This window comes from Mycobacterium sp., from assembly GCF_019247635.1.
Classification (GTDB): Bacteria; Actinomycetota; Actinomycetes; order Mycobacteriales; family Mycobacteriaceae; genus Mycobacterium.
Genome location: NZ_JAFBAR010000108.1, coordinates 1 through 21,525, shown reverse-complemented (window position 1 = coordinate 21,525; position 21,525 = coordinate 1). Strand labels below are relative to the sequence as shown.

Sequence of the window (21,525 nt, the reverse complement as noted above, 5' to 3'; positions counted from 1 at the left end):
AGGTCGCCCCCAGTCAGCGCAGCATCGTCGCCACGATGCCGGCCAGATAGCCCAGCCGGGCCACCTCCGACGGCCGGAACTCCGGGCCGCCCGGCCGACCCAGCACCACGGCGGTGTGGTGATCGCCCAACGGGGCGGCCACCATCGTGGTGTCCATGTCGCGCCAGCTCTGCGGCACCCATTCGGCGTCGCCGTCGAGCACCGTGGCCCGTTCGATCGGCAGCCAGGGCGCCGAATCCGCGAGGGTCTCCGGCGCGCCCGGGCTGCCCGCGACCCGTCGCAGGCCCGCCTCGGTCCAGCGCGAGACCGTGCACCAGCTCACCCGCAGCACCTTGGGCGCTTCGTCGGCCAGTACCTGCAGCTTGGCCTCGTTGCCGGCGGCCGCGGCGATGTGGTCGAGCAGCTCCAGCTCGCGGTGGGCTTCCAGCAGCCCGGTATGTGGGCGCACGCTGTCCACCCGCACACCGTTGAGCGATTCGGCGGCCGTGATCAGCGTGTCGGGCATCGCGCCCGGGGGAAGTTCGATGACCAGGTCGTCGATCGCGTGCCCCGAGCTGCGCTCGACCACGTCCAGCGACAGGATGTCCGCACCCACCGACCCGAGCGCCACTGCCAGCGAGCCCAGGCTGCCCGGGCGGTCGAGCAGCCGGATGCGCAACAGATACGAGGGCACGGCCAACACTGTCGCACAGGGATGTATCCACGGCATTTCGGCGGATTGCCGCCCAGCATGCACCGAGCGCCACGCCATCGTGACGTTCGCGCATGGGTAGGCTCTTCGCTCGTGTCCCAGATCTCCCGCGACGAGGTGGCGCACCTGGCCCGGTTGGCCCGGCTGGCGTTGACCGATGCCGAGCTGGACAGCTTCGCCGGTCAACTCGACGCCATCCTGACCCACGTCAGCCAGATTCAGGCCGTCGACGTCACCGGCGTCGAGGCCACCGATAACCCGCTGAAGGACGTCAACGTCACGCGCCCGGACGAGACGGCGCCGTGCCTGACCCAGCAGGAAGCGCTGGCCCAGGCGCCCGAAGCCGTCGACGGACGCTTCGCCGTCCCGCAGATCCTGGGGGAGAGCCAGTGAGCGACATCATCCGATTGGATGCCGCGACGCTGGCCGCCCAGATCGCCGCCCGCGAGCTGTCCTCGGTCGAGGTGACCCAGGCCTGCCTGGACCAGATCGCGGCGACCGATGACCGCTATCACGCCTTCCTGCACGTGGCGGCCGGTGAAGCCTTGTCGGCCGCGGCCACCGTCGACAAGGCTTTGGCCGCCGGGGAGCCCCCGCCGTCGGCGCTGGCTGGCGTGCCGCTGGCGCTCAAGGACGTGTTCACCACCATCGACATGCCGACCACCTGCGGGTCCAGGATCCTCGAGGGCTGGCGTTCGCCCTACGACGCCACGCTGACCGCGCGGCTGCGCGCGGCCGGCATCCCGATCCTGGGCAAGACGAACATGGACGAGTTCGCGATGGGATCCTCGACGGAGAACTCCGCCTACGGCCCAACCCGCAACCCCTGGAACGTGGACCGGGTTCCCGGCGGCTCCGGCGGTGGCAGCGCGGCGGCGCTGGCGGCGTTCCAGGCGCCGCTGGCCATCGGGTCCGACACCGGGGGTTCCATCCGCCAGCCCGCGGCGCTGACCGCGACCGTCGGCGTCAAACCCACCTACGGCACGGTGTCCCGGTACGGGCTGGTGGCCTGCGCGTCGTCGCTGGACCAGGGTGGGCCGTGTGCGCGAACCGTGCTGGACACCGCGCTGCTGCATCAGGTGATCGCCGGGCATGACGCGCGCGACTCGACGTCGATCGACGCCGAGGTGCCCGATGTCGTCGGCGCCGCGCGGGCCGGCGCGGCCGGCGACCTGAGTGGCGTGCGCGTCGGGGTGGTCAAGCAGCTGCGCGGTGACGGGTACCAGCCCGGGGTACTGGCGTCGTTCGAGGCGGCCGTCGAGCAGTTGGGAGCTCTGGGCGCCGAGGTCAGCGAGGTGGATTGCCCGCACTTCGAATACGCGCTGCCGGCCTATTACCTGATCCTGCCCTCGGAGGTCTCCAGCAACCTGGCGCGCTTCGACGCGATGCGCTACGGGCTGCGGGTCGGCGACGACGGCAGCCACAGCGCCGAGGAGGTGATGGCGATGACGCGGGCCGCCGGTTTCGGGCCAGAGGTCAAGCGCCGCATCATGATTGGCGCCTACGCATTATCGGCGGGCTACTACGACGCCTACTACAACCAGGCGCAGAAGGTGCGCACGCTGATCGCCCGCGACCTGGACGAGGCCTATCGGTCTGTGGATGTGCTGGTGTCGCCGGCGACTCCGACCACCGCGTTTGCGCTGGGCGAGAAGGTCGACGACCCGCTGGCGATGTATCTGTTCGACCTGTGCACGCTGCCGCTGAACCTGGCCGGCCACTGCGGCATGTCGGTGCCGTCGGGGCTGTCGCCGGACGACGGGCTGCCGGTCGGACTGCAGATCATGGCGCCCGCACTGGCCGACGACCGGCTCTACCGGGTGGGCGCGGCCTACGAGGCCGCACGCGGGGCGCTCCCCTCGGCCGTGTAGCGCGAGCAGCCGTGTAGCGCGAGCAGTCGCAAAAGCACCCCAAATGGGCCCGTTTTGGGGGATTTTGCGTCTGCTCGCGCCAGCAAGCGGGCTTCGGGGCAAGATGAACCAATGCGGATCGGAGTTCTCACGGGAGGCGGCGACTGCCCCGGGCTCAACGCCGTCATCCGGGCCGTGGTGCGTACCTGCGACGCCCGGTACGGCTCGTCGGTGGTCGGTTTCCAGGACGGGTGGCGCGGGTTGCTGGAAAACCGGCGCATGCAACTGCGCAACGACGACCGTAACGACCGCCTGCTGGCCAAGGGCGGCACGATGCTGGGCACCGCCCGCGTCCACCCCGACAAGCTGCGCGCGGGCCTGGACCAGATCAAGCAGACCCTGGACGACAACGGCATCGACGTGCTCATCCCGATCGGCGGCGAGGGGACGCTGACCGCCGGGCACTGGCTGTCGGAGGAGAACGTCCCTGTGGTCGGCGTGCCGAAGACCATCGACAACGACATCGACTGCACGGACGTGACTTTCGGGCACGACACCGCCCTGACGGTGGCCACCGATGCCATCGACCGGTTGCACAGCACCGCCGAATCCCACCAGCGTGTGATGCTGGTGGAGGTGATGGGCCGGCACGCCGGCTGGATCGCGCTGAACAGCGGGTTGGCCTCCGGCGCACACATGACGTTGATCCCCGAACAGCCCTTCGATATCGAAGAGGTCTGCCGGCTCGTCAAAAGGCGCTTCCAGCGCGGAGATTCACACTTTATCTGCGTGGTCGCCGAGGGGGCCAAGCCGGTGGCGGGTTCGATCACGTTGCGCGAAGGCGGGATTGACGAGTTCGGGCACGAACGATTCACCGGGGTGGCGGCCCAGCTCGGGTACGAGGTGGAGAAACGGATCAACAAGGAGGTGCGGGTGACCGTGCTGGGCCATGTGCAGCGGGGCGGCATTCCCACCGCCTACGACCGCGTGCTGGCCACCCGGTTCGGGGTCAACGCCGCCGACGCCGCGCACGCCGGCGAGTACGGCCAAATGGTGTCGCTGCGCGGGCAGGACATCGGTCGGGTCGCGCTGGCCGACGCGGTGCGCCAGCTCAAGCTGGTGCCGCAAAGCCGCTACGACGACGCCGCCGCGTTCTTCGGCTGACCGGTCGCCCACGCCCGCGAGCGCGGGGTGTCCCACCGCGTCATTAGGATCGATCCCATGACTGTGGTTGCCGACCTGCTGGATTACGACGAGGTCATCGAGCGCTTCGATCCGGTGCTCGGGCTTGAAGTGCACGTCGAACTGTCCACCGCGACCAAAATGTTCTGCGGTTGCGCCACCGCGTTCGGCGGGGAGCCCAACACCCAGGTGTGTCCGGTCTGTCTGGGCCTGCCCGGTTCACTGCCGGTGGTCAACCAGGCCGCCGTGGAGTCCGCGATCCGGATCGGGCTGGCGTTGAACTGCGAGATCGTGCCGTGGTGTCGCTTCGCGCGGAAGAACTACTTCTATCCGGACATGCCGAAGAACTATCAGATCTCGCAGTACGACGAGCCGATTGCGATCAACGGCTACCTCGAGGCGCCGCTGGAGGACGGCACCACCTGGCGGGTGGAGATCGAACGCGCACACATGGAGGAAGACACCGGCAAGCTGACCCACATCGGCAGCGAGACCGGCCGCATTCACGGGGCGACCACCTCGCTGATCGACTACAACCGGGCCGGTGTGCCGCTGATCGAAATCGTCACCAAGCCCATTGAGGGGGCTGGCGAACGGGCACCGCAGATCGCCCGGGCCTATGTGACGGCATTGCGAGATCTGTTGCGCGCGTTGGGCGTATCCGACGTCCGGATGGACCAGGGTTCGATGCGTTGCGACGCCAACGTGTCGCTCAAGCCGGCCGGGGCCGGTCAGTTCGGAACCCGGACCGAGACCAAGAACGTCAACTCGCTCAAGAGCGTCGAGGTCGCGGTTCGCTACGAAATGCAGCGCCAGGCCGCAGTTTTGCTTGCCGGCGGTCAAATCATCCAGGAGACCAGGCACTTTCATGAGTCCGGCTACACGAGTCCGGGCCGTGCCAAAGAGACCGCCCAGGATTACCGATATTTTCCCGAGCCCGATCTGGAACCCGTCGCGCCCAGCCGCGAACTCGTCGAGCGGTTACGCCGGACCATTCCCGAGCTACCGTGGTTGAGCCGCAAGCGAATTCAACAGGAATGGGCTATCTCCGACGAGGTCATGCGTGATCTTGTCAACGCCGGAGCCATCGAATTGGTCACCGCCACGATCGCACACGGCGCCTCCAGCGCCCAGGCCCGGTCCTGGTGGGGAAACTTCCTGGTACAGAAGGCCAACGAGGCCGGGGTGCAACTCGACGAGCTGGCGATCACGCCCGCCCAGGTCGCCGCCGTGATCGCCCTCGTCGACGAGGGCAAGTTGTCGAACAAACTGGCCCGCCAGGTGGTGGAGGGCGTGCTGGCCGGGGAAGGCGAGCCCGAGCAGGTGATGACCGCTCGCGGGTTGGCGCTGGTGCGCGACGAATCTTTGACCCAGGCGGCCGTCGACGAGGCCTTGGCGGCCAATCCCGATGTGGCGGAAAAGATTCGCGGCGGCAAGGTGGCTGCCGCCGGCGCGATCGTCGGCGCCGTCATGAAGGCCACTCGCGGTCAGGCGGACGCGGCCCGGGTGCGCGAACTGGTCCTGGCGGCCTGCGGGCAGGGGTGACGGGCGGTGAGTCACGATTGGTTGGATCGGGTCACCGGGCTGATTGACACCGCCATGCTGGTGGTGACCACCCGGGCCGAGGGCCATAACTCGGGCTGCCTCGTCGGCTTCGCAACCCAGGCCAGCATCGATCCTGCGCGGTTTCTGGTGGGCCTGTCCCGCACCAACCACACCTTCGGGGTAGCGAGCCGGTCGAATCACCTTGCCGTGCATGTGTTGTCGCGGCGCGACACGTCCTTGGCCGAACTGTTCGGCGGCCAAACCGACGACGAGGTCGACAAGTTCGAGCACTGCGCGTGGCACAGCGGTCCCGAAGGCATGCCGATTCTGGACGACGCGCTCGCTTGGCTGGTCGGCAGAACGGTGGATCGAATAGATCTCGGCGACCATCTCGGTTACTTGCTCGAACCGGTCGAAGCGTGGTTCGCCGACGGTCCGGCCGATGTGATCCGCTTCTCCGACGTCCGCGACCTGCAACCGGGCCACGACCCGTAAACGCGGAAAGACTGTCGCAAGATCTCATCGACATCCATCATGTTGGTGTGACCGATGAATCGTTCGAAGATTTGATGGCGATGCTGGACGGCCCGGTGTTCGTTGTGACGACCCAGGCCGACGGCCAGCCCTCGGGCTGTCTGATCAGCTTCGCCACTCAAACGAGCGTGCGGCCCCCGAGCTTTATGGTCGGTCTGCCCGTTACCAGCCAGACCTGCGAGGTGGCGAGCCGAGCGGGGCACCTGGCAGTGCACGCGCTGCCGCAGGACCGGCAGGTCCTGGCCGAACTATTCGGCGGCCAAACGCGCGATCATTCGCGCGCTGCTCGTGGCGGGCCGGCCCCAAAGGGATGCCGATTCTCGACGATGCCGTCGCCTGGTTCGTCGGGCGGACGGTGAGTCGCAGCGATGTCGGCGACCACGTGGCGTACCTGTTGGAACCCGTCGCCGTCTGGGTTCCGGAGGACGACGAGGAAATGCTTTACCTGTCCGACCTGGATGACCTCGAGCCCGGGCAGGAGACGCCGTACCGGCTCTACGACCGTGAACGGGGCGAATCGGCACGCCGATACGGTCTGCGCTTCACCCTCGACGTGCCTTAGTTTGCGCCGGGGGTCGGCCCGGTCGGCCGGTCGGGCCGGCCATCCGGGACCGCGAGCGTAACCGCACTGCGAAAAATCGGCTCCAGAATCGCCGTGCCGTTACGCTGGCGAACCGGATGGCGCTCCGTCAGCGGAGTCAGGTCTTGTCGTCGTTGTTGCGCGGGAATCCGCCGCCCGACGGGAACAGCGGGAACACCACGTCGTCGAGCTTCTCGGCATCCCCGGCGGTCTTGTTGACGGTTGCGCCCCACACGTTGCCGTCCGGCGACATCCGCAGCGCCCACGCGTGCGCGTGGGTGTCCTTACGGACCACGTCGGGTTCGCCGGTGACCGCCCCGGTCGACGGCGCCAGCCGCACCGCCACCGTCAGTTTCGTGGTGATCAGGTTGACCAGCACGGTCCCGTCCATGGCCGCGCACCCGGCCACGCCGGGCTTGTCCGGCCAGGTCCACACCGTCGACACTTCCGATTTCTTGGTGATCCTTTGCAGCCGATCCGCGGTGGGAGTGCGGTCGGCGACATACAGCGAACCATCAACGGGATCGATGCACATGCCTCCGCCCGCGCCGACGCCGGTCAGCGCGGTCGTCGGTGGGGCCTGGCCGACGGTGGTGGGTTGCTCGATCCGCAGCACCTTGCCGGCGAGGGATTTGGGATCGGCGGCCAGCGCCGGGTTGCCCGCGTCCCCGGTCATGACGAGCAGCGTGGTGGGGCTGGTGAAGATCAGGGCGCCGGTATTCCCGGTGGCGCCCTTGGGAATTCCGGTCAGGATGTCCTTGGGGACGTCGCCGTCGGCGATGCGGATGACCCGGTTGTCGGTGGGCGTGCTGATGTAGGCGTACATCAGGCGGTCCTGCGAGTAGGTGGGCGACAGCACGATGTCCATCAGGCCGCCATCACCGGACGGGTCGACGGGGATGACCATCTTGATTTTCGGCTCGGCGTTGACCGCTATCTCCTTGACGGCGCCGGTGGTGCGCTCGGCAACCAACGCGGTCTTGCTGTCGCCGCCCATGATCAGCCCGCTGGTGCTCTCCAGGCAGCCCTGCATGACCCCCGGCGCCGGGCACGCCTTGGGGAACGGAGTCGCGGGCAGCGGCGGCGGCGGGGGAGGCGTCTCGCTGGGCTGGGGTTTGAGTTCGGGGGCGGTGGTGAACGGCTGCGACTGGGCGTCGTTGAACCGTGCGCAGCCGCTCGACAGCAGCACCGCCGCGCATAGCGCCGCGAGCCCGCATCGGGCCAACCGCCGTCTCCGCATGACCGACAGGCTACCTGTCGGTACCGCCGCGACATGGCGCCAGCGCTCCACCGTAAGCGTGCCGTCGGTTGCAGCAATGAACAGGTCACGGTGCACGCGAATGTCCGGGAGGAACTCAGCTGCTTCTCGACCGATGATCGGCCGAGATCAGGGGGTCGGCGCTATGGCCGAGCAGACGCAAAAGCACCCAAACGGGGCGTTATCGGGTGCTTTTGCGTCTGCTCGGCGAAAAACGCGCTCGATCGCCGACGCGGTGCGCGGGGTGGCGCTGGCGGGCAAGGCTGCAATCGGCGACCGCCCGCGAGTGCACCGGTACCTTGTCCGAGATCCGCGCGCGACCGGTCTGTGGCCGTTTGGTGATCCAACTTCGACCAACCTGCGGATTTGTCAGTAGAAGCGCCGCTCAAATCCCCAATTCAGGCCAAAATGCCCTTACCCTTGCACGCGTGACCAGTCAACCGAATGACACGCACTGGCGACGTCCGGGTGATCCCCCGGAGCCAATCCCGGGACGTCCCGCCTCGGCAAGGCTGGTGGATCCCGAAGATGACCTGACGCCGGTCGGGTATCCCGGCGACTTCAACCCGTCTACCGGGACCACCACGGTGATCCCACCCTACGAACCCGACCGGCTCGGGGTCGCGGGCCCGGGATACGGCCTGATCGAAGCGCAGGAGCCGCTGCCGTACATCGAGCCGCAGTCCGCGGGCCGACCCGCGCCCGCGGGGCCCGCCGAGATCGAATCCGACGACGACGATCGGCTGCGCGCCGCCGGCCGGCGGGGCACCCAGCATCTGGGCTTGTTGGTATTGCGGCTCGGGCTCGGAGCGGTGCTGATCGCCCACAGCCTGCAAAAGCTGTTCGGCTGGTGGGGCGGCTCCGGGGTGATCGGCTTCAAGAACTCGCTGTCCGACGTCGGCTACCACCACGCCGACGTCCTCGCCTACGTCAGTGCCGGCGGCGAGCTGGTTGCGGGGGTGCTGCTGGTGCTGGGGCTGTTCACCCCGATCGCCGCGGCGGGGGCGCTGGCCTTCCTGATCAACGGCCTGCTGGCCACGATTCCTATGCGCCCGCACACGCACAACCTCGCCTACTTCCTGCCCGACGGGCACGAATACCAGATCAGCCTGATCGTCATGGCCGTGGCCGTTATCCTGGCCGGCCCCGGCCGCTACGGCCTGGATGCCGGCCGCGGCTGGTCCCACCGGCCGTTCATTGGGTCGTTCGTTGCGCTGGTCGTGGGCATCGCGGCCGGCATCGGTGTCTGGGTGCTGCTCACCGGCGTCAATCCGCTGACCTGAGTGGCCCTGAGCGCCTGAGCCCCCGGGCGGCCTGGCGAGCAGACGCGAAAGCACCCAAATTCGGCACGAATTGGGTGCTTTCGCGTCTGCTCGTCACTCGTAAGGGTTGGGAACCCGCCCGGAACTGACCTCGGTCAGCTGCGGCAGCGTCGCGAACGTGACGGCGGGCAGGCGCAGCTCGGTGCCGTCCGTGAGGTGCGCCCGCGCCCAGGAACCCCGGTGGAACCGCAGCCCGTCGATCTCCTCCCAGCGCACCGCGCGGCTACCCAGCAGCGTCCGGACCGTCACCCCCTCGTCGTCGGCGACCGTGCGCAGCCGGACTATCAACGCCGACAACAGCACCGGGATGAGCAGCAGCGGGACGCTCGCCGGCCACGCCAGCACCGGCACCAGCAAGCCGAGCGTCGCGAATGCGACCGCGAGGTGTGCCATCGGCGACACTTTGATCACCACCGGCGAGCCTGTCGGGGAGCTTGCAGTAGCCACCCGAGCATCATTTCACTGGCCCAATTCTCCGGCCTCGGCGTGTTGACTCTGCGCACAGGGTGAGCCCAAGCGGCGTGTCGCCGCCCAGGGCGCAGAATCAACGCCCAGCGGCGGCCGCACAGCAACGGATTTGACTGCTGAGCTGTGCGAAGGTTACCGTCGGACATCATGGACACCGCTGGAATGCTCGTAGTACTTAGTCGGCGCGTTGGTGCCTGACTAGCCCAATCGAGCACCAACGCGACCCTCGTGCAGCAGCTGAGCTGGCGGGGGTTTTTTGTTGCTCCGAGACGCGAAGACCACACAAGACCCATCAGGATCAAGAGGACACAGTGAGCGCACCCACCAAGCATGCGTCGCAGGAAGCGGCCAAGATCGCCTCCGACGCGGTCAAACCCGCCGCCAAGCCGCCCACGATTCGACCGAAACATGTTGCGCCGGAACAACTTACCGGCGCTCAGTCGGTGATCCGGGCACTGGAGGAACTTGACGTAGAGATCATCTTCGGCATTCCCGGCGGGGCCGTACTGCCGGTTTACGACCCGCTGTTCGACTCGGTCAAGCTGCGGCACGTGCTGGTCCGCCACGAGCAGGGCGCCGGGCATGCCGCCAGCGGTTACGCGCACGCCACCGGCAAGGTCGGGGTGTGCATGGCGACCTCGGGTCCCGGCGCCACCAACCTGGTGACGCCGCTGGCCGACGCGCAGATGGACTCGATACCGGTGGTTGCGATCACGGGACAGGTCGGGCGCTCGCTGATCGGGACCGACGCGTTCCAGGAGGCCGACATCTCGGGCATCACGATGCCGATCACCAAACACAACTTCCTGGTCCGCTCCGGTGACGAGATTCCCCGGGTGATGGCAGAGGCCTTCCACATCGCGGCCTCGGGACGCCCGGGTGCGGTGCTCGTCGACATCCCCAAGGACGTGCTGCAGGGCCAGTGCAGGTTCAGTTGGCCGCCGCGCATGGAGCTGCCCGGCTACAAACCGAACACCAAGCCGCACAACCGCCAGATCCGCGAGGCGGCCCGGCTCATCGCCTCCGCCCGCAAACCGGTGCTGTATGTCGGCGGCGGCGTGATCCGCGGCGAGGCGACCCAGCAGCTGCGGGATCTGGCCGAACTGACCGGCATCCCGGTGGTTACCACGCTGATGGCGCGCGGCGCGTTCCCGGACAGCCATCCGCAGAACCTGGGTATGCCCGGCATGCACGGCACAGTCGCCGCGGTGGCCGCGCTGCAGCGCAGCGACCTGCTGATCGCGCTGGGCACCCGCTTCGACGACCGGGTGACCGGAAAGCTCGACTCGTTCGCGCCGGACGCCAAGGTCATCCACGCCGACATCGACCCGGCCGAGATCGGCAAGAATCGCCACGCCGACGTGCCGATCGTGGGCGACGTCAAAGCCGTCATTACCGATCTCATCGCGATGGTGCGGCACGACGGCGGCGCCGACACCGCCACAACCCCGGACATGACCGACTGGTGGGCGTATCTGAACGGCGTTCAAAAGACCTATCCGTTGAGCTACGGTCCGCAGAGCGATGGCAGCCTGAGCCCGGAGTACGTGATCGAGAAGCTCGGCGAGATCGCCGGTCCGGACGCCGTTTACGTAGCCGGCGTCGGCCAGCACCAGATGTGGGCGGCGCAGTTCATCCGGTACGAAAAGCCGCGCACCTGGCTGAATTCCGGCGGTCTGGGCACCATGGGGTTCGCCGTCCCGGCGGCCATGGGCGCCAAGATCGCCCGCCCGGACGCCGAGGTCTGGGCGATCGACGGCGACGGTTGTTTTCAGATGACCAACCAGGAGCTGGCGACCTGCGCCATTGAGGGTGCGCCGATCAAGGTGGCGTTGATCAACAACGGCAACCTCGGCATGGTGCGGCAGTGGCAGACGCTGTTCTACGAGGAGCGCTACTCGCAGACCGACCTCGCCACGCACTCCCATCGCATCCCCGACTTCGTGAAGCTCGCCGAGGCGTTGGGCTGCGTCGGATTGCGTTGCGAGCGCGCAGAAGACGTGGCAGACGTGATCAACCAGGCCCGGGCGATCAACGATCGCCCGGTGGTCATCGACTTCATCGTCGGCGCCGACGCGCAGGTGTGGCCGATGGTCGCCGCCGGGACCAGCAACGACGAAATTCAGGCCGCCCGCGGTATCCGCCCGCTGTTCGACGACGAAATCGAAGGGCACGCCTGATGAACACCAAGACACACACGCTGTCGGTATTGGTCGAAGACAAGCCCGGTGTGCTCGCCCGCGTTGCGGCGCTGTTCTCGCGGCGTGGCTTCAACATCGAGTCGTTGGCGGTGGGTGCCACCGAGCAGAAGGACATGTCGCGCATGACCATTGTGGTGTCCGCCGAGGAGACCCCGCTCGAGCAGATCACCAAGCAGCTCAACAAACTGATCAACGTCATCAAGATTATCGAGCAAGACGATGGCAACTCGGTGGCTCGGGAGCTGTCGTTGATCAAGGTCCGGGCCGACGCGGGTACTCGCAGCCAGGTCATCGAAGCGGTAAATCTGTTTCGCGCCAAGGTGATTGACGTGTCTTCGGAATCGTTGACCATCGAAGCAACCGGCGACCGCGGCAAGCTCGAGGCGTTTCTGCGCGTCCTGGAACCCTTCGGGATCCGCGAAATTGCCCAATCCGGAATGGTGTCGTTGTCGCGTGGTCCGCGCGGCTTGGGCGCCAAATAGCAGGCACCACACCGAAATAGTAAAAAAGGAGATAGTCACGTGCCGTTAGAGATGTTCTACGACGACGACGCAGACCTGTCGATCATCCAGGGCCGCAAAGTCGGCGTGATCGGATACGGCAGCCAAGGTCATGCGCACTCGCTCAGCGTGCGCGACTCCGGCGTGCAGGTGCGGGTCGGGCTGAAGGAAGGCTCGAGGTCGCGGGGCAAGGTCTCCGAGCAGGGCCTGGATGTCGACACCCCGGCCGAGGTCGCGAAGTGGGCTGACGTCATCATGCTGCTGGCCCCCGACACCGCGCAGGCCGACATCTTCAAGAACGAGATCGAGCCCAACCTAAAGCCGGGCGACGCACTGTTTTTCGGCCACGGGCTGAACATCCACTTCGACCTGATCAAGCCGCCCGCCGACGTGACCGTGGCGATGGTCGCACCGAAGGGGCCGGGGCACTTGGTGCGTCGCCAGTTTGTCGACGGCAAGGGCGTGCCGTGCCTGATCGCCGTCGACCAGGACCCGACGGGCGAGGGCGAGGCGCTGGCGTTGTCCTACGCCAAGGCGATCGGCGGCACCCGTGCCGGTGTCATCAAGACCACGTTCAAGGACGAGACGGAGACCGATCTGTTCGGCGAGCAGGCCGTGTTGTGCGGGGGCACAGAGGAATTGGTGAAGACCGGCTTCGACGTGATGGTCGAGGCGGGCTACCCGCCGGAGATGGCGTACTTCGAGGTGCTGCACGAACTCAAGCTGATCGTCGACCTGATGTATGAGGGTGGCATCGCGCGGATGAACTATTCGGTGTCCGACACCGCGGAGTTCGGCGGCTACCTGTCGGGTCCGCGCGTCATCGACGCCGACACCAAGGAGCGGATGCGGGACATCCTGCGCGAGATCCAGGACGGCACCTTCGTCAAGAAGTTGGTCGCCAACATCGAGGGTGGCAACAAACAGCTGGAGGATCTGCGCAAGGAGAACGCCGAGCATCCCATCGAGGTCACCGGCAAGAAGCTGCGCGACCTGATGAGCTGGGTCGACCGCCCGATCACCGAGACGGCCTGAGTCGGGGCGCCGAAACCCGAACTCCCGCCCGGCGTGTCGTGTCCGTGGGTTAAGTGTCGCCAAGCCGATCGGCGGTCGCCACCACTCGGCGCGCCAGGTGGTCAAGGGCGTTGCCGACGGCTCGGTCGGGTTCGGCGTCGAACTGGTGGATGTTGTCGTGGGTGCTCACCAGGCTCACCCCGTACGGATTGCCGTCGACGAACTTCACCGGGTCGGTGTATCCGGGCGCCACGATGATGCCGCCGAAATGCATCAACGTGACATACAGCGTGACCAGGGTGGTCTCTTGGCCCCCGTGCAGCGTGTTGGATGACGTGAACGCCGCATACACCTTGTCCGCGAGTTTGCCTTCGGCCCACAGCCCGCCCAGCGAGTCGAGGAATCCGCGCAGCTGCGCGGCCACGCAGCCGAAGCGGGTGGGCGAGCCGAAGATGACCGCGTCCGCCCAGACGATGTCGTCGGCGGTGGCGGCCGGAAGGTCTTTGGTCGCTTCGTAATTCGCGGTCCACGCCGGGTTGCCGGCGAAGGACTCCGGGTCGCGCGTCTCGGCGACATGGCGTAACCGGACCTCGGCGCCCACGGCCTCGGCGGCCGCGGCGACGCGCTGAGCCATCGCGGTGTTATGGCCGGTGGCCGAATAGTAGATGATCGCGAGCTTCGTCATGGCGGTCAGCTTAGGCTCGGGTGAAACCGCCGGGCGCCCGTCGTGCAAGACTCCGGCAAATTCCAAATCGGGCCAGGGGCCGCCGCCGCCGCAAATCCCGATGGGGCCTCGACGACCTGCGCTTTCAGACCCGCCCGCGCGCAAATCACGGCGGGGTGAAGCGCATTGGGTCCGCTGCCGGCCACGGTGACGGCCAGGGTTTGATTGCAGCCGACTACGCTGGCCGCGTGAACCTGCCTGTTGTACTGATCGCCGACAAACTCGCCCAATCGACCGTCGCCGCCCTGGGGGACCAGGTCGAGGTGCGCTGGGTCGACGGCCCTGACCGGCCGAAGCTGCTAGCCGCGGTCGCCGACGCCGACGCCCTGCTGGTCCGGTCGGCCACCACCGTCGACGCCGAGGTGCTGGCCGCGGCCCCCAAGCTGAAGATCGTCGCCCGCGCTGGCGTCGGGCTGGACAACGTCGACGTGGACGCCGCCACCGCGCGTGGTGTGCTGGTGGTCAACGCGCCGACGTCGAACATCCACAGCGCCGCCGAGCATGCGCTGGCGCTGCTGCTGGCCGCGTCTCGTCAGATCGCGGCCGCCGATGCGACACTGCGGGACCACACCTGGAAGCGGTCGTCGTTCTCCGGAACCGAAATCTTCGGCAAGACCGTCGGTGTGGTGGGACTGGGGCGCATCGGCCAGCTGGTGGCCCAGCGCATCGCGGCCTTCGGCACCCACGTCGTCGCCTACGACCCGTACGTGTCGCCCGCTCGCGCCGCCCAGCTCGGCATCGAGCTGCTCTCCCTCGACGAACTGCTGGCCCGCGCCGACTTCATCTCGGTGCACCTGCCCAAGACGCCCGAGACGGCTGGCCTGATCGACAAGGAGGCGCTGGCCAAGACCAAGCCCGGCGTCATCATCGTCAACGCCGCGCGCGGCGGCCTGGTGGACGAGGCGGCGCTGGCCGACGCGATCAGCAACGGCCACGTGCGCGCTGCCGGTCTCGATGTGTTCGCCACCGAACCGTGCACCGACAGTCCGCTGTTCGAGCTGCCGCAGGTGGTGGTCACGCCGCATCTGGGGGCATCCACCGCCGAGGCTCAGGACCGGGCCGGCACCGACGTCGCGGAAAGCGTGCGGCTGGCGCTGGCCGGCGAGTTCGTTCCCGACGCGGTCAACGTCGGTGGCGGCGTGGTCAACGAAGAGGTGGCGCCCTGGCTGGATCTGGCGCGCAAGCTCGGGGTGTTGGCGGCCGCGCTGTCCGACGGTCTGCCGGCCTCGCTGTCGGTACAGGTGCGCGGCGAGCTGGCCGCCGAAGACGTTGAGGTGCTGAAGCTTTCGGCGCTGCGCGGCTTGTTCTCGGGGGTTATCGAGGACGCGGTGACTTTCGTGAACGCCCCGGCGCTGGCTGCCGAACGAGGCGTTTCCGCCGACATCACCAAGGCTTCGGAGAGCCCGAACCATCGCAGCGTCGTGGACGTGCGCGCGGTGGGCGCCGACGGCTCGGTGGTCAACGTCGCGGGCACGCTGTCCGGGCCGCAGCAGGTGGAGAAGATCGTGCAGATCAACGGCCGCAACTTCGACCTGCGCGCCCAGGGCACCAACCTGGTGATCAACTACGCCGACCAGCCCGGGGCACTGGGCAAGATCGGCACCCTGCTGGGCAAGGCCGGGGTCAACATCCAAGCCGCCCAGCTGTCCGAGGACGCCGAGGGCCCGAGCGCGACGATCCTGCTGCGTCTGGACCAGGATGTGCCCGACGATGTGCGCTCGGCGATCCGCGAGTCGGTGGGCGCCAACAAGCTGGAAGTGGTTGACCTGCAATGAAACTGGCGATTGTCGCTGGTGACGGCATTGGCCCGGAGGTGGTGGCCGAGGCGGTCAAGGTCCTCGACATCGTCCTGCCCGGGGTCGAGAAGACCGACTACGACCTGGGTGCGCGCCGGTTTCACGCCACCGGTGAGGTGTTGCCGGAGTCGGTGGTCCCCGAACTGCGCGGGCACGACGCGATCCTGCTCGGCGCGATCGGGGACCCGTCGGTGCCGAGCGGCGTGCTGGAGCGAGGTCTATTGCTGCGGCTGCGTTTTGAGCTCGACCATCATGTCAACCTGCGGCCGGCCCGGCTGTATCCGGGCGTGGGCAGCCCCCTGAGCGGCGACCCCGAGATCGACTTCGTGGTGGTGCGGGAGGGCACCGAGGGGCCCTATACGGGCAATGGCGGCGCGATCCGCGTCGGCACGCCCAACGAGGTGGCCACCGAGGTCAGCGTGAACACCGCGTTCGGCGTGCGCCGCGTGGTCGAGTACGCATTCGAGCGGGCCCGGCAGCGGCGCAAGCACCTCACCCTGGTCCACAAGACGAACGTGCTGACGTTCGCGGGCAAGCTGTGGGCGCGGGTGGTGGCCGAGGTCGGCGAGAAGTACCCCGACGTCGAGGTCGGCTATCAACACGTCGACGCCGCTACCATCCACCTGGTCACCGACCCCGGCCGCTTCGACGTGATCGTCACCGACAACCTGTTCGGCGACATCATCACCGACTTGGCCGCGGCGGTGTGCGGCGGAATCGGGTTGGCGGCCAGCGGAAATATCGACGCCACCCGCACCAACCCGTCGATGTTCGAGCCCGTGCACGGCAGCGCGCCGGATATCGCCGGTCAGGGCATCGCCGACCCGACCGCCGCGATCATGTCGGTGGCGCTGTTGCTTGCGCATCTGGGTGAGGACGAGGCGGCGGCTCGGGTGGATCGCGCCGTCGAAACCTATTTGGCGACGCGGGCGAACGAACGGCTTGGCACACGCGATGTCGGCGAACGGATTTCCGCCGGGCTCTAGTCTCCAATCCCGGCGGCAGCAAGCGCGTGCGGCGGTGCTCAGTGGGTCCCCGTCGGCCGAATCCTTCGGCATCCGCTGATGCTCGCACAGGCACGCGAGCACGGGTGACACCGCGCGACGGCACTGGGAACTACCGCGCCACCGCCGCGCGCGGCTGGTTGCCCACTGGCACGAAAGGCAGCGCGGCCACGGGGAACAACCCGCACACGGCGAACGCCAGCGGGAAACCGGCAGCGGTGATCAACACGCCGAAAGCCGGGGGCCCGACGGCGACTACCAGGCGTTCGAGGGCATTTTGGGCACTGAGTGCCCGACCGCTCCAGAAGGGTCCTGCCAGCTCCGGGATTGTTGTGAACGGCAGACCGCTGTCGCCGGTAATCGCCGACGCGAGCACCATGATCGGCACGGCAACCGGCCACTCCAGGTGATCGGTCAGCGCTAAGGCCAGCATCACCACGGTGGTGGCGACGGCCAGTATCCGCAGAGGTCGCATCCGCGAGCCGATGTGATCCGCCCATCGCCCGGCGCCGATCCGGCCGAGCGCTCCCAGTAACTGCGAGACGCCTACCAGTGCACCGGCGCCGGCGGCTGAGAATCCGTGGTCGTTCATGAACCACACGAGCATGAAGGTCAGCACCACGGGTTGCGGCACCATCAGCAGCACGGAAGCGGCGTGGATTCGCCAGAGGGCCGCCGTATCCCGGTAGGGGTTGGCCAGCTCTTCGGCACTGGCGTCGGACGCCGCCGGGCGGGGCGGGTCACGGACACCCGGGACGCTGGCAACGGCCGCGACCACGCACAATGCCGCGGGAAACAGCAGCGCCCAGGAGAAGTTGCGGCTGGCAAGCCCGGGTATGACCAATGCGGCCAGCGCGATTCCCAGCGGTTGTGCGGTCTGTCGGATACCCATCGCCAGGGCGCGACGGTGTGGGGCAAACCAGCCGGTCACCAGGCGGCCGCAGGCGGTGACGCTACTGGCCGCCGCCATGCCGCCAAGCACCAGAAATGTCCCCATCACGGCTACCGAATGCACTGAGGCCGCTGCGAACCCCGCAGCCGCGGTGAGCGTCAAGCCCACGGCGAGCACGATCCGCTCCCCGAAGCGGTCCAAGGCATAGCCCCAGACCAGCAAGGTCACGACCATGCCCAAGCTCGGCAGCGACGCAAGCAGACCGGACTCGGCCAGTCCGGTCCCGCGGCGGGCATGCAGTGCCGGGATCAAGAAGGCCACGCCGTTGATGAAGACATTCGCGCACAGGGTCGCGATCAGCGACACGATGAGCATGGTCCATCGCCGGACGCCGCTGGTCGATTGGGTCGGCACGTGATTCATCCCCCGAGAGATTTGTGCTGATTGCGGCCCCTCCGGCTTGCTGGCGCACGAGCGGGCACACGATCACCGATGCGAATCACCCCTGGCTACTCAAGGGGTCTTGGCATCCGTTCCTGAAGTAGTTCGGAACCAAAGGGTCTTCGGACGTGATGTGGCGACGAATATCTTTGAGGTCCAGGCGATCGCCGGGGTATGGGATGGCGACGTCGCCTTGATCGGTGCCCATTAGGCTCGGTCAAATGCGTCTTGGTCGAATCGCCAGCCCCGACGGCGTCGCCTTCGTCAGCATCGACGGCGAGTCCGACGATCCGGGCGGGCTGAGCGCCCGCGAGATCGCGGAGCACCCGTTCGGATCGCCGACGTTCACCGGTCGCTCCTGGCCGCTTGCCGATGTGCGGCTGCTGGCACCGATATTGGCGAGCAAGGTCGTCTGTGTCGGTAAGAACTATGCCGATCACATCGCCGAAATGGGCGGTGCAACCGGCCCGGTGCCGGCCGACCCGGTGATCTTCCTCAAGCCCAACACCGCGATCATCGGACCGAACGTGCCGATTCGATTGCCCGCCAATGCGTCACCGGTTCACTTCGAGGGCGAACTGGCGATCGTGGTGGGCCGGGCGTGTAAGGATGTCCCGGCCGGCCAGGCCGCCGAGAACATCCTCGGCTACACGATCGGTAACGACGTGTCCGCCCGCGATCAACAGAAGTCCGACGGCCAGTGGACGAGGGCCAAGGGACACGACACCTTCTGCCCGGTCGGCCCGTGGATCGTCACCGACCTGGATCCGGCCGATCTCGAGCTGCGCACGCAGGTCAACGGCGACGTCAAACAGCGCGCCCGCACCTCGCTGATGATCCACGACGTCGGCGCCATCTTCGAATGGATCTCGGCGGTGATGACGTTGCTGCCCGGTGATCTCATCTTGACCGGGACGCCCGCCGGGGTCGGTCCCCTCGAAGGAGGCGACACCGTCAGCGTCACCATCGAGGGAATCGGCACCCTCATCAATCCGGTGGTCCGCAAAGGAAAGTCGTGACGGTCCGCGTCCGGTTCTGCCCATCGCCCACCGGGACCCCGCACGTCGGGATGGTCCGCACCGCCCTGTTCAACTGGGCGTACGCCCGGCACACCGGGGGGACCTTTGTCTTTCGTGTCGAGGACACCGACGCCCAGCGCGACACCGAGGAAAGCTACCTGGCGCTGCTCGACGCGCTGCGCTGGCTCGGCCTGGACTGGGACGAGGGACCCGAGGTCGGCGGCCCCTACGCGCCATACCGGCAGTCGCAGCGCAGCGAAATCTACCGCGACGTGGTGGCTCGGCTCCTCGAGGCGGGCGAGGCCTACTACGCCTTTTCGACGCCGGAAGAAGTCGAGGCCCGCCACGCCGCCGCAGGACGTAATCCCAAATTGGGCTACGACAACTTCGACCGGCAGCTGACCGACTCGCAGCGCGCGGCATATCTGACGGAGGGCCGTAAACCGGTGGTACGGCTGCGAATGCCCGACGAGGAGCTCAGCTGGACTGACCTGGTCCGTGGAACCACGACGTTCGCTGCGGGCACGGTGCCCGACTTCGCGCTGACGCGCGCCAATGGAGATCCGTTGTACACGTTGGTCAACCCGTGCGACGACGCGCTGATGAAGATCACTCACGTGCTGCGCGGCGAGGACCTGCTGCCGTCCACGCCGCGCCAGCTCGCGTTGTATCGAGCGCTTATCCGGATCGGCGTGGCGGAGCTTGTCCCGCAATTCGCCCATCTGCCAACGGTATTGGGAGAGGGCACCAAGAAACTGTCGAAGCGCGACCCGCAGTCGAACCTGTTTGCCCATCGCGATCGCGGCTTCATCCCGGAAGGGTTGTTGAATTATCTTGCGCTGCTTGGCTGGTCGATCGCCGACGATCACGACCTGTTCAGCCTCGATGAGATGGTGGCCGCGTTCGACGTCGTCGACGTCAACTCCAACCCGGCCCGGTTCGACCAGAAAAAGGCCGACGCTTTGAACGCCGAGCACATCCGGATGCTGGACGCCGACGACTTCACCGGCCGGCTGCGCGATTACTTGGACGCGCACGGCCAGAGCACCGGGTTGGGCGACGCGGAGTTCGCGACGGCGGCCGGCCTGGTGCAGACGCGCATCGTCGTGCTCAGCGACGGGTGGGAGCTGCTGAAGTTCCTCAACGACGACGAGTACGCGATCGACCCGAAGGCCGCCGCCAAGGAACTGGGGCCGGACGGCGTTCAGGTGCTCGCGGCCGCCCTGGACGCGTTGGACACAGTGGCCGACTGGAACACGACGAACATCGAGGAGGCCCTCAAGGCCGCCCTGATCGACGATCTCGGGCTCAAGCCGCGCAAGGCATTCGGCCCGATCCGGGTGGCCGCCACGGGGACATCGATCAGCCCGCCGTTGTTCGAGTCGCTGGAACTGCTCGGCCGTGACCGCAGCCTGCGGCGGTTACGGGCCGCGCGCGACGCCGCGGCCTAAACCTTTGGTAGTGTGCACGTCGGTCGACAACGGCTGGCAGCGGCGGGCCCGCAGGGCGCTAATAACCCGCGAGTGCTCTCTGGCCAGCGGTTTTAGGCCCCCGATGGGGTATGGTGTAATTGGCAACACAGCTGATTCTGGTTCAGCCATTCTAGGTTCGAGTCCTGGTACCCCAGCAAAGTCTGCTTGGCCCAAACGATTAGGTGGCCCCACCGGGGTGGGCTATGCTGACAGCTCGGATCGGTTCTGGCCCCGTCGTCTAGCGGCCTAGGACGCCGCCCTCTCACGGCGGTAGCGTGGGTTCGAATCCCATCGGGGCTACAAATCTCAACCGGCCGAGCAGACGCGAAAGCACCCGATTTCGGGGCGAAACGGGTGCGTTTGCGTCTGCTCGCCGTGACCAAAGGTGTTCGTGCGCAAGGGCATTGCTGCACCGGCCGATCACCCGCGCCAGGCTCCCGCAAATGACGCGCTGTGCCCATCTTCAGGCCGGGCGGCCCCGCTTATCGGCTAAAACGCAAATTCGGCGTGCCATTGGTCGAACGCCCATATAATTTGCGCTTCGACGTTCAGCTGCTCCCGGCCGGGATCGAGACGATTCGTCGAGCGCTGATCGGAGTGTGGCCACATGTCACTTCTCGTTGCGACCCCCGAGACGATGTCGGCAGCTGCCACGGATTTGGCGGGTATCGGCTCGGCACTTACCGAGGCCAACACGGCGGCGGCGGCCGCGACGGGGCCGTTGCCGGCGGCCGCCGACGAGGTGTCGGCGGCCATCGCCGCGCTGTTCGGTGACTATGCCAACGCCTATCAGGCGTTCAACGCGCGGGCGGCCGCGTTTCATCAGCAGTTTGTTCAGACCCTCAATGCGGGTGTGGGCGCCTATACCGCCGCCGAGTCGACCAACGCAGAACAAGTTCTGCTCGATGCGGTCAACGCCCCTACCCAGGCCTTGTTTGGGCGACCGCTGATCGGTGATGGCGCCAATGCCGCGGCGGGCAGCGGCGCAAACGGCGGCGCCGGCGGGTTGCTGTGGGGCAACGGTGGCAGTGG

19 protein-coding genes, 2 tRNA genes and 2 pseudogenes are annotated in these 21,525 nt (G+C 67.4%); 17 read left to right on the top strand and 6 right to left on the bottom strand.

The genetic code is table 11. The features are described 5' to 3' along the window. Positions 1 to 13: 13 nt before the first annotated feature. Complete coding sequence (locus tag JO236_RS18490; protein WP_293333667.1) at positions 14 to 673, bottom strand: amino acid-binding protein; 660 nt, start codon at positions 671 to 673, stop codon at positions 14 to 16. 111 nt (positions 674 to 784) lie between these two features. On the opposite strand from JO236_RS18490, the gene gatC reads away from it, so the two are divergent. The 6 genes and pseudogenes from gatC to JO236_RS18460 all read left to right on the top strand — a co-directional run bounded on the left by gatC (position 785) and on the right by JO236_RS18460 (position 6,364). Beyond that, positions 785 to 1,084 (top strand): Asp-tRNA(Asn)/Glu-tRNA(Gln) amidotransferase subunit GatC, encoded by a 300-nt coding sequence (gene gatC, locus JO236_RS18485; protein ID WP_293333664.1) that lies wholly within the window; start codon positions 785 to 787, stop codon positions 1,082 to 1,084. Beyond that, the gene (gene gatA / locus JO236_RS18480) at positions 1,081 to 2,562 is read left to right on the top strand and encodes an Asp-tRNA(Asn)/Glu-tRNA(Gln) amidotransferase subunit GatA (protein WP_293333661.1); all 1,482 of its coding nucleotides are present in this window, start codon (positions 1,081 to 1,083) and stop codon (positions 2,560 to 2,562) included. The genes gatC and gatA overlap by 4 nt, the downstream gene beginning before the upstream one ends. Positions 2,563 to 2,673: 111 nt before the next feature. Further along, a complete protein-coding gene (locus tag JO236_RS18475; protein ID WP_293333658.1) occupies positions 2,674 to 3,705 on the top strand; it encodes an ATP-dependent 6-phosphofructokinase in 1,032 nt (343 codons plus the stop codon). A 57-nt stretch (positions 3,706 to 3,762) separates the two neighbouring features. Next, entirely contained in the window at positions 3,763 to 5,268 is a 1,506-nt protein-coding gene (gatB, locus tag JO236_RS18470) for an Asp-tRNA(Asn)/Glu-tRNA(Gln) amidotransferase subunit GatB (RefSeq protein WP_293333655.1), read from the top strand. Positions 5,269 to 5,322: 54 nt separating this feature from the next. Beyond that, positions 5,323 to 5,763 carry a flavin reductase family protein gene (locus tag JO236_RS18465; RefSeq protein ID WP_293333800.1) on the top strand — a complete coding sequence of 147 codons (441 nt, stop codon included), beginning with the start codon at positions 5,323 to 5,325 and terminating at the stop codon, positions 5,761 to 5,763. Between the two features lie 74 nt (positions 5,764 to 5,837). Then, a pseudogene (locus tag JO236_RS18460) lies at positions 5,838 to 6,364 on the top strand (flavin reductase family protein). Between the two features lie 136 nt (positions 6,365 to 6,500). Here the strand turns inward: JO236_RS18460 and JO236_RS18455 are convergent. Next, positions 6,501 to 7,622, bottom strand: coding sequence for a PQQ-dependent sugar dehydrogenase (locus tag JO236_RS18455; protein WP_293333653.1), 1,122 nt, complete (start codon positions 7,620 to 7,622; stop codon positions 6,501 to 6,503). Positions 7,623 to 8,068: 446 nt separating this feature from the next. Here JO236_RS18455 and JO236_RS18450 point away from each other — a divergent pair, with 446 nt between their 5' ends. Further along, positions 8,069 to 8,923, top strand: a complete 855-nt coding sequence (locus JO236_RS18450; RefSeq protein ID WP_293333651.1) for a DoxX family protein — start codon at positions 8,069 to 8,071, stop codon at positions 8,921 to 8,923. Positions 8,924 to 9,016: 93 nt separating this feature from the next. On the opposite strand, the gene JO236_RS18445 is transcribed toward JO236_RS18450, so the two are convergent. Beyond that, positions 9,017 to 9,355 (bottom strand): PH domain-containing protein, encoded by a 339-nt coding sequence (locus JO236_RS18445; protein WP_293333797.1) that lies wholly within the window; start codon positions 9,353 to 9,355, stop codon positions 9,017 to 9,019. Between the two features lie 386 nt (positions 9,356 to 9,741). Here JO236_RS18445 and JO236_RS18440 point away from each other — a divergent pair, with 386 nt between their 5' ends. From JO236_RS18440 to ilvC, 3 genes are read left to right on the top strand one after another with little or no spacing between them, the layout of a single operon-like run. Continuing rightward, positions 9,742 to 11,610: an acetolactate synthase large subunit gene (locus tag JO236_RS18440; RefSeq protein WP_293333648.1), complete on the top strand. Its 1,869-nt coding sequence runs from the start codon at positions 9,742 to 9,744 to the stop codon at positions 11,608 to 11,610. After that, a complete protein-coding gene (gene ilvN, locus JO236_RS18435) occupies positions 11,610 to 12,113 on the top strand; it encodes an acetolactate synthase small subunit (RefSeq protein WP_293333645.1) in 504 nt (167 codons plus the stop codon). The genes JO236_RS18440 and ilvN overlap by 1 nt, the downstream gene beginning before the upstream one ends. A gap of 51 nt (positions 12,114 to 12,164) precedes the next feature. After that, positions 12,165 to 13,166 carry a ketol-acid reductoisomerase gene (gene ilvC / locus JO236_RS18430; protein ID WP_293333794.1) on the top strand — a complete coding sequence of 334 codons (1,002 nt, stop codon included), beginning with the start codon at positions 12,165 to 12,167 and terminating at the stop codon, positions 13,164 to 13,166. A gap of 49 nt (positions 13,167 to 13,215) precedes the next feature. Here the strand turns inward: ilvC and wrbA are convergent, their stop codons facing one another. Then, positions 13,216 to 13,830, bottom strand: a complete 615-nt coding sequence (gene wrbA, locus JO236_RS18425; RefSeq protein WP_293333791.1) for an NAD(P)H:quinone oxidoreductase — start codon at positions 13,828 to 13,830, stop codon at positions 13,216 to 13,218. Between the two features lie 18 nt (positions 13,831 to 13,848). Then, positions 13,849 to 14,027: pseudogene (locus tag JO236_RS18420) on the bottom strand (dehydrogenase); the annotation flags it as partial. Between the two features lie 30 nt (positions 14,028 to 14,057). Between JO236_RS18420 and serA the strand changes: the two are divergent. Together serA and JO236_RS18410 are read left to right on the top strand one after the other, a co-directional pair. Continuing rightward, positions 14,058 to 15,644 carry a phosphoglycerate dehydrogenase gene (gene serA / locus JO236_RS18415; protein WP_293333642.1) on the top strand — a complete coding sequence of 529 codons (1,587 nt, stop codon included), beginning with the start codon at positions 14,058 to 14,060 and terminating at the stop codon, positions 15,642 to 15,644. Beyond that, complete coding sequence (locus tag JO236_RS18410) at positions 15,641 to 16,651, top strand: 3-isopropylmalate dehydrogenase (protein WP_293333639.1); 1,011 nt, start codon at positions 15,641 to 15,643, stop codon at positions 16,649 to 16,651. The genes serA and JO236_RS18410 overlap by 4 nt, the downstream gene beginning before the upstream one ends. A 130-nt stretch (positions 16,652 to 16,781) precedes the next feature. Here JO236_RS18410 and JO236_RS18405 read toward each other — a convergent pair whose 3' ends face one another. Continuing rightward, on the bottom strand, positions 16,782 to 17,984 hold the full coding sequence (locus JO236_RS18405; protein WP_293333636.1) for an MFS transporter: 1,203 nt from the start codon (positions 17,982 to 17,984) through the stop codon (positions 16,782 to 16,784). Positions 17,985 to 18,223: 239 nt separating this feature from the next. Here JO236_RS18405 and JO236_RS18400 point away from each other — a divergent pair, with 239 nt between their 5' ends. From JO236_RS18400 to JO236_RS18380, 5 genes are all read left to right on the top strand, one after another. Further along, positions 18,224 to 19,021 carry a fumarylacetoacetate hydrolase family protein gene (locus JO236_RS18400; protein WP_293333633.1) on the top strand — a complete coding sequence of 266 codons (798 nt, stop codon included), beginning with the start codon at positions 18,224 to 18,226 and terminating at the stop codon, positions 19,019 to 19,021. Beyond that, a complete protein-coding gene (gene gltX / locus JO236_RS18395) occupies positions 19,018 to 20,472 on the top strand; it encodes a glutamate--tRNA ligase (protein ID WP_293333631.1) in 1,455 nt (484 codons plus the stop codon). The genes JO236_RS18400 and gltX overlap by 4 nt, the downstream gene beginning before the upstream one ends. 104 nt (positions 20,473 to 20,576) lie before the next feature. After that, a tRNA-Gln gene (locus tag JO236_RS18390) sits at positions 20,577 to 20,648 on the top strand. A gap of 72 nt (positions 20,649 to 20,720) precedes the next feature. Further along, positions 20,721 to 20,793: transfer RNA gene (locus tag JO236_RS18385), tRNA-Glu, on the top strand. 307 nt (positions 20,794 to 21,100) lie between these two features. Beyond that, positions 21,101 to 21,525 (top strand): PE family protein (locus tag JO236_RS18380; protein ID WP_293333628.1); only part of this gene is annotated, 425 nt, incomplete at its 3' end.

Coding starts and splice junctions, on each gene's coding strand:
- ilvN (WP_293333645.1), top strand. CDS start 11,610: ATGAACACCAAGACACACACGCTGTCGGTATTGGTCGAAGACAAGCCC.
- ilvC (WP_293333794.1), top strand. CDS start 12,165: ATGTTCTACGACGACGACGCAGACCTGTCGATCATCCAGGGCCGCAAA.
- JO236_RS18445 (WP_293333797.1), bottom strand. CDS start 9,355: ATGGCACACCTCGCGGTCGCATTCGCGACGCTCGGCTTGCTGGTGCCG.
- JO236_RS18475 (WP_293333658.1), top strand. CDS start 2,674: ATGCGGATCGGAGTTCTCACGGGAGGCGGCGACTGCCCCGGGCTCAAC.
- JO236_RS18465 (WP_293333800.1), top strand. CDS start 5,323: ATGCTGGTGGTGACCACCCGGGCCGAGGGCCATAACTCGGGCTGCCTC.
- wrbA (WP_293333791.1), bottom strand. CDS start 13,830: ATGACGAAGCTCGCGATCATCTACTATTCGGCCACCGGCCATAACACC.
- JO236_RS18400 (WP_293333633.1), top strand. CDS start 18,224: ATGCGTCTTGGTCGAATCGCCAGCCCCGACGGCGTCGCCTTCGTCAGC.
- JO236_RS18410 (WP_293333639.1), top strand. CDS start 15,641: ATGAAACTGGCGATTGTCGCTGGTGACGGCATTGGCCCGGAGGTGGTG.
- gatB (WP_293333655.1), top strand. CDS start 3,763: ATGACTGTGGTTGCCGACCTGCTGGATTACGACGAGGTCATCGAGCGC.
- JO236_RS18455 (WP_293333653.1), bottom strand. CDS start 7,622: ATGCGGAGACGGCGGTTGGCCCGATGCGGGCTCGCGGCGCTATGCGCG.
- JO236_RS18405 (WP_293333636.1), bottom strand. CDS start 17,984: ATGAATCACGTGCCGACCCAATCGACCAGCGGCGTCCGGCGATGGACC.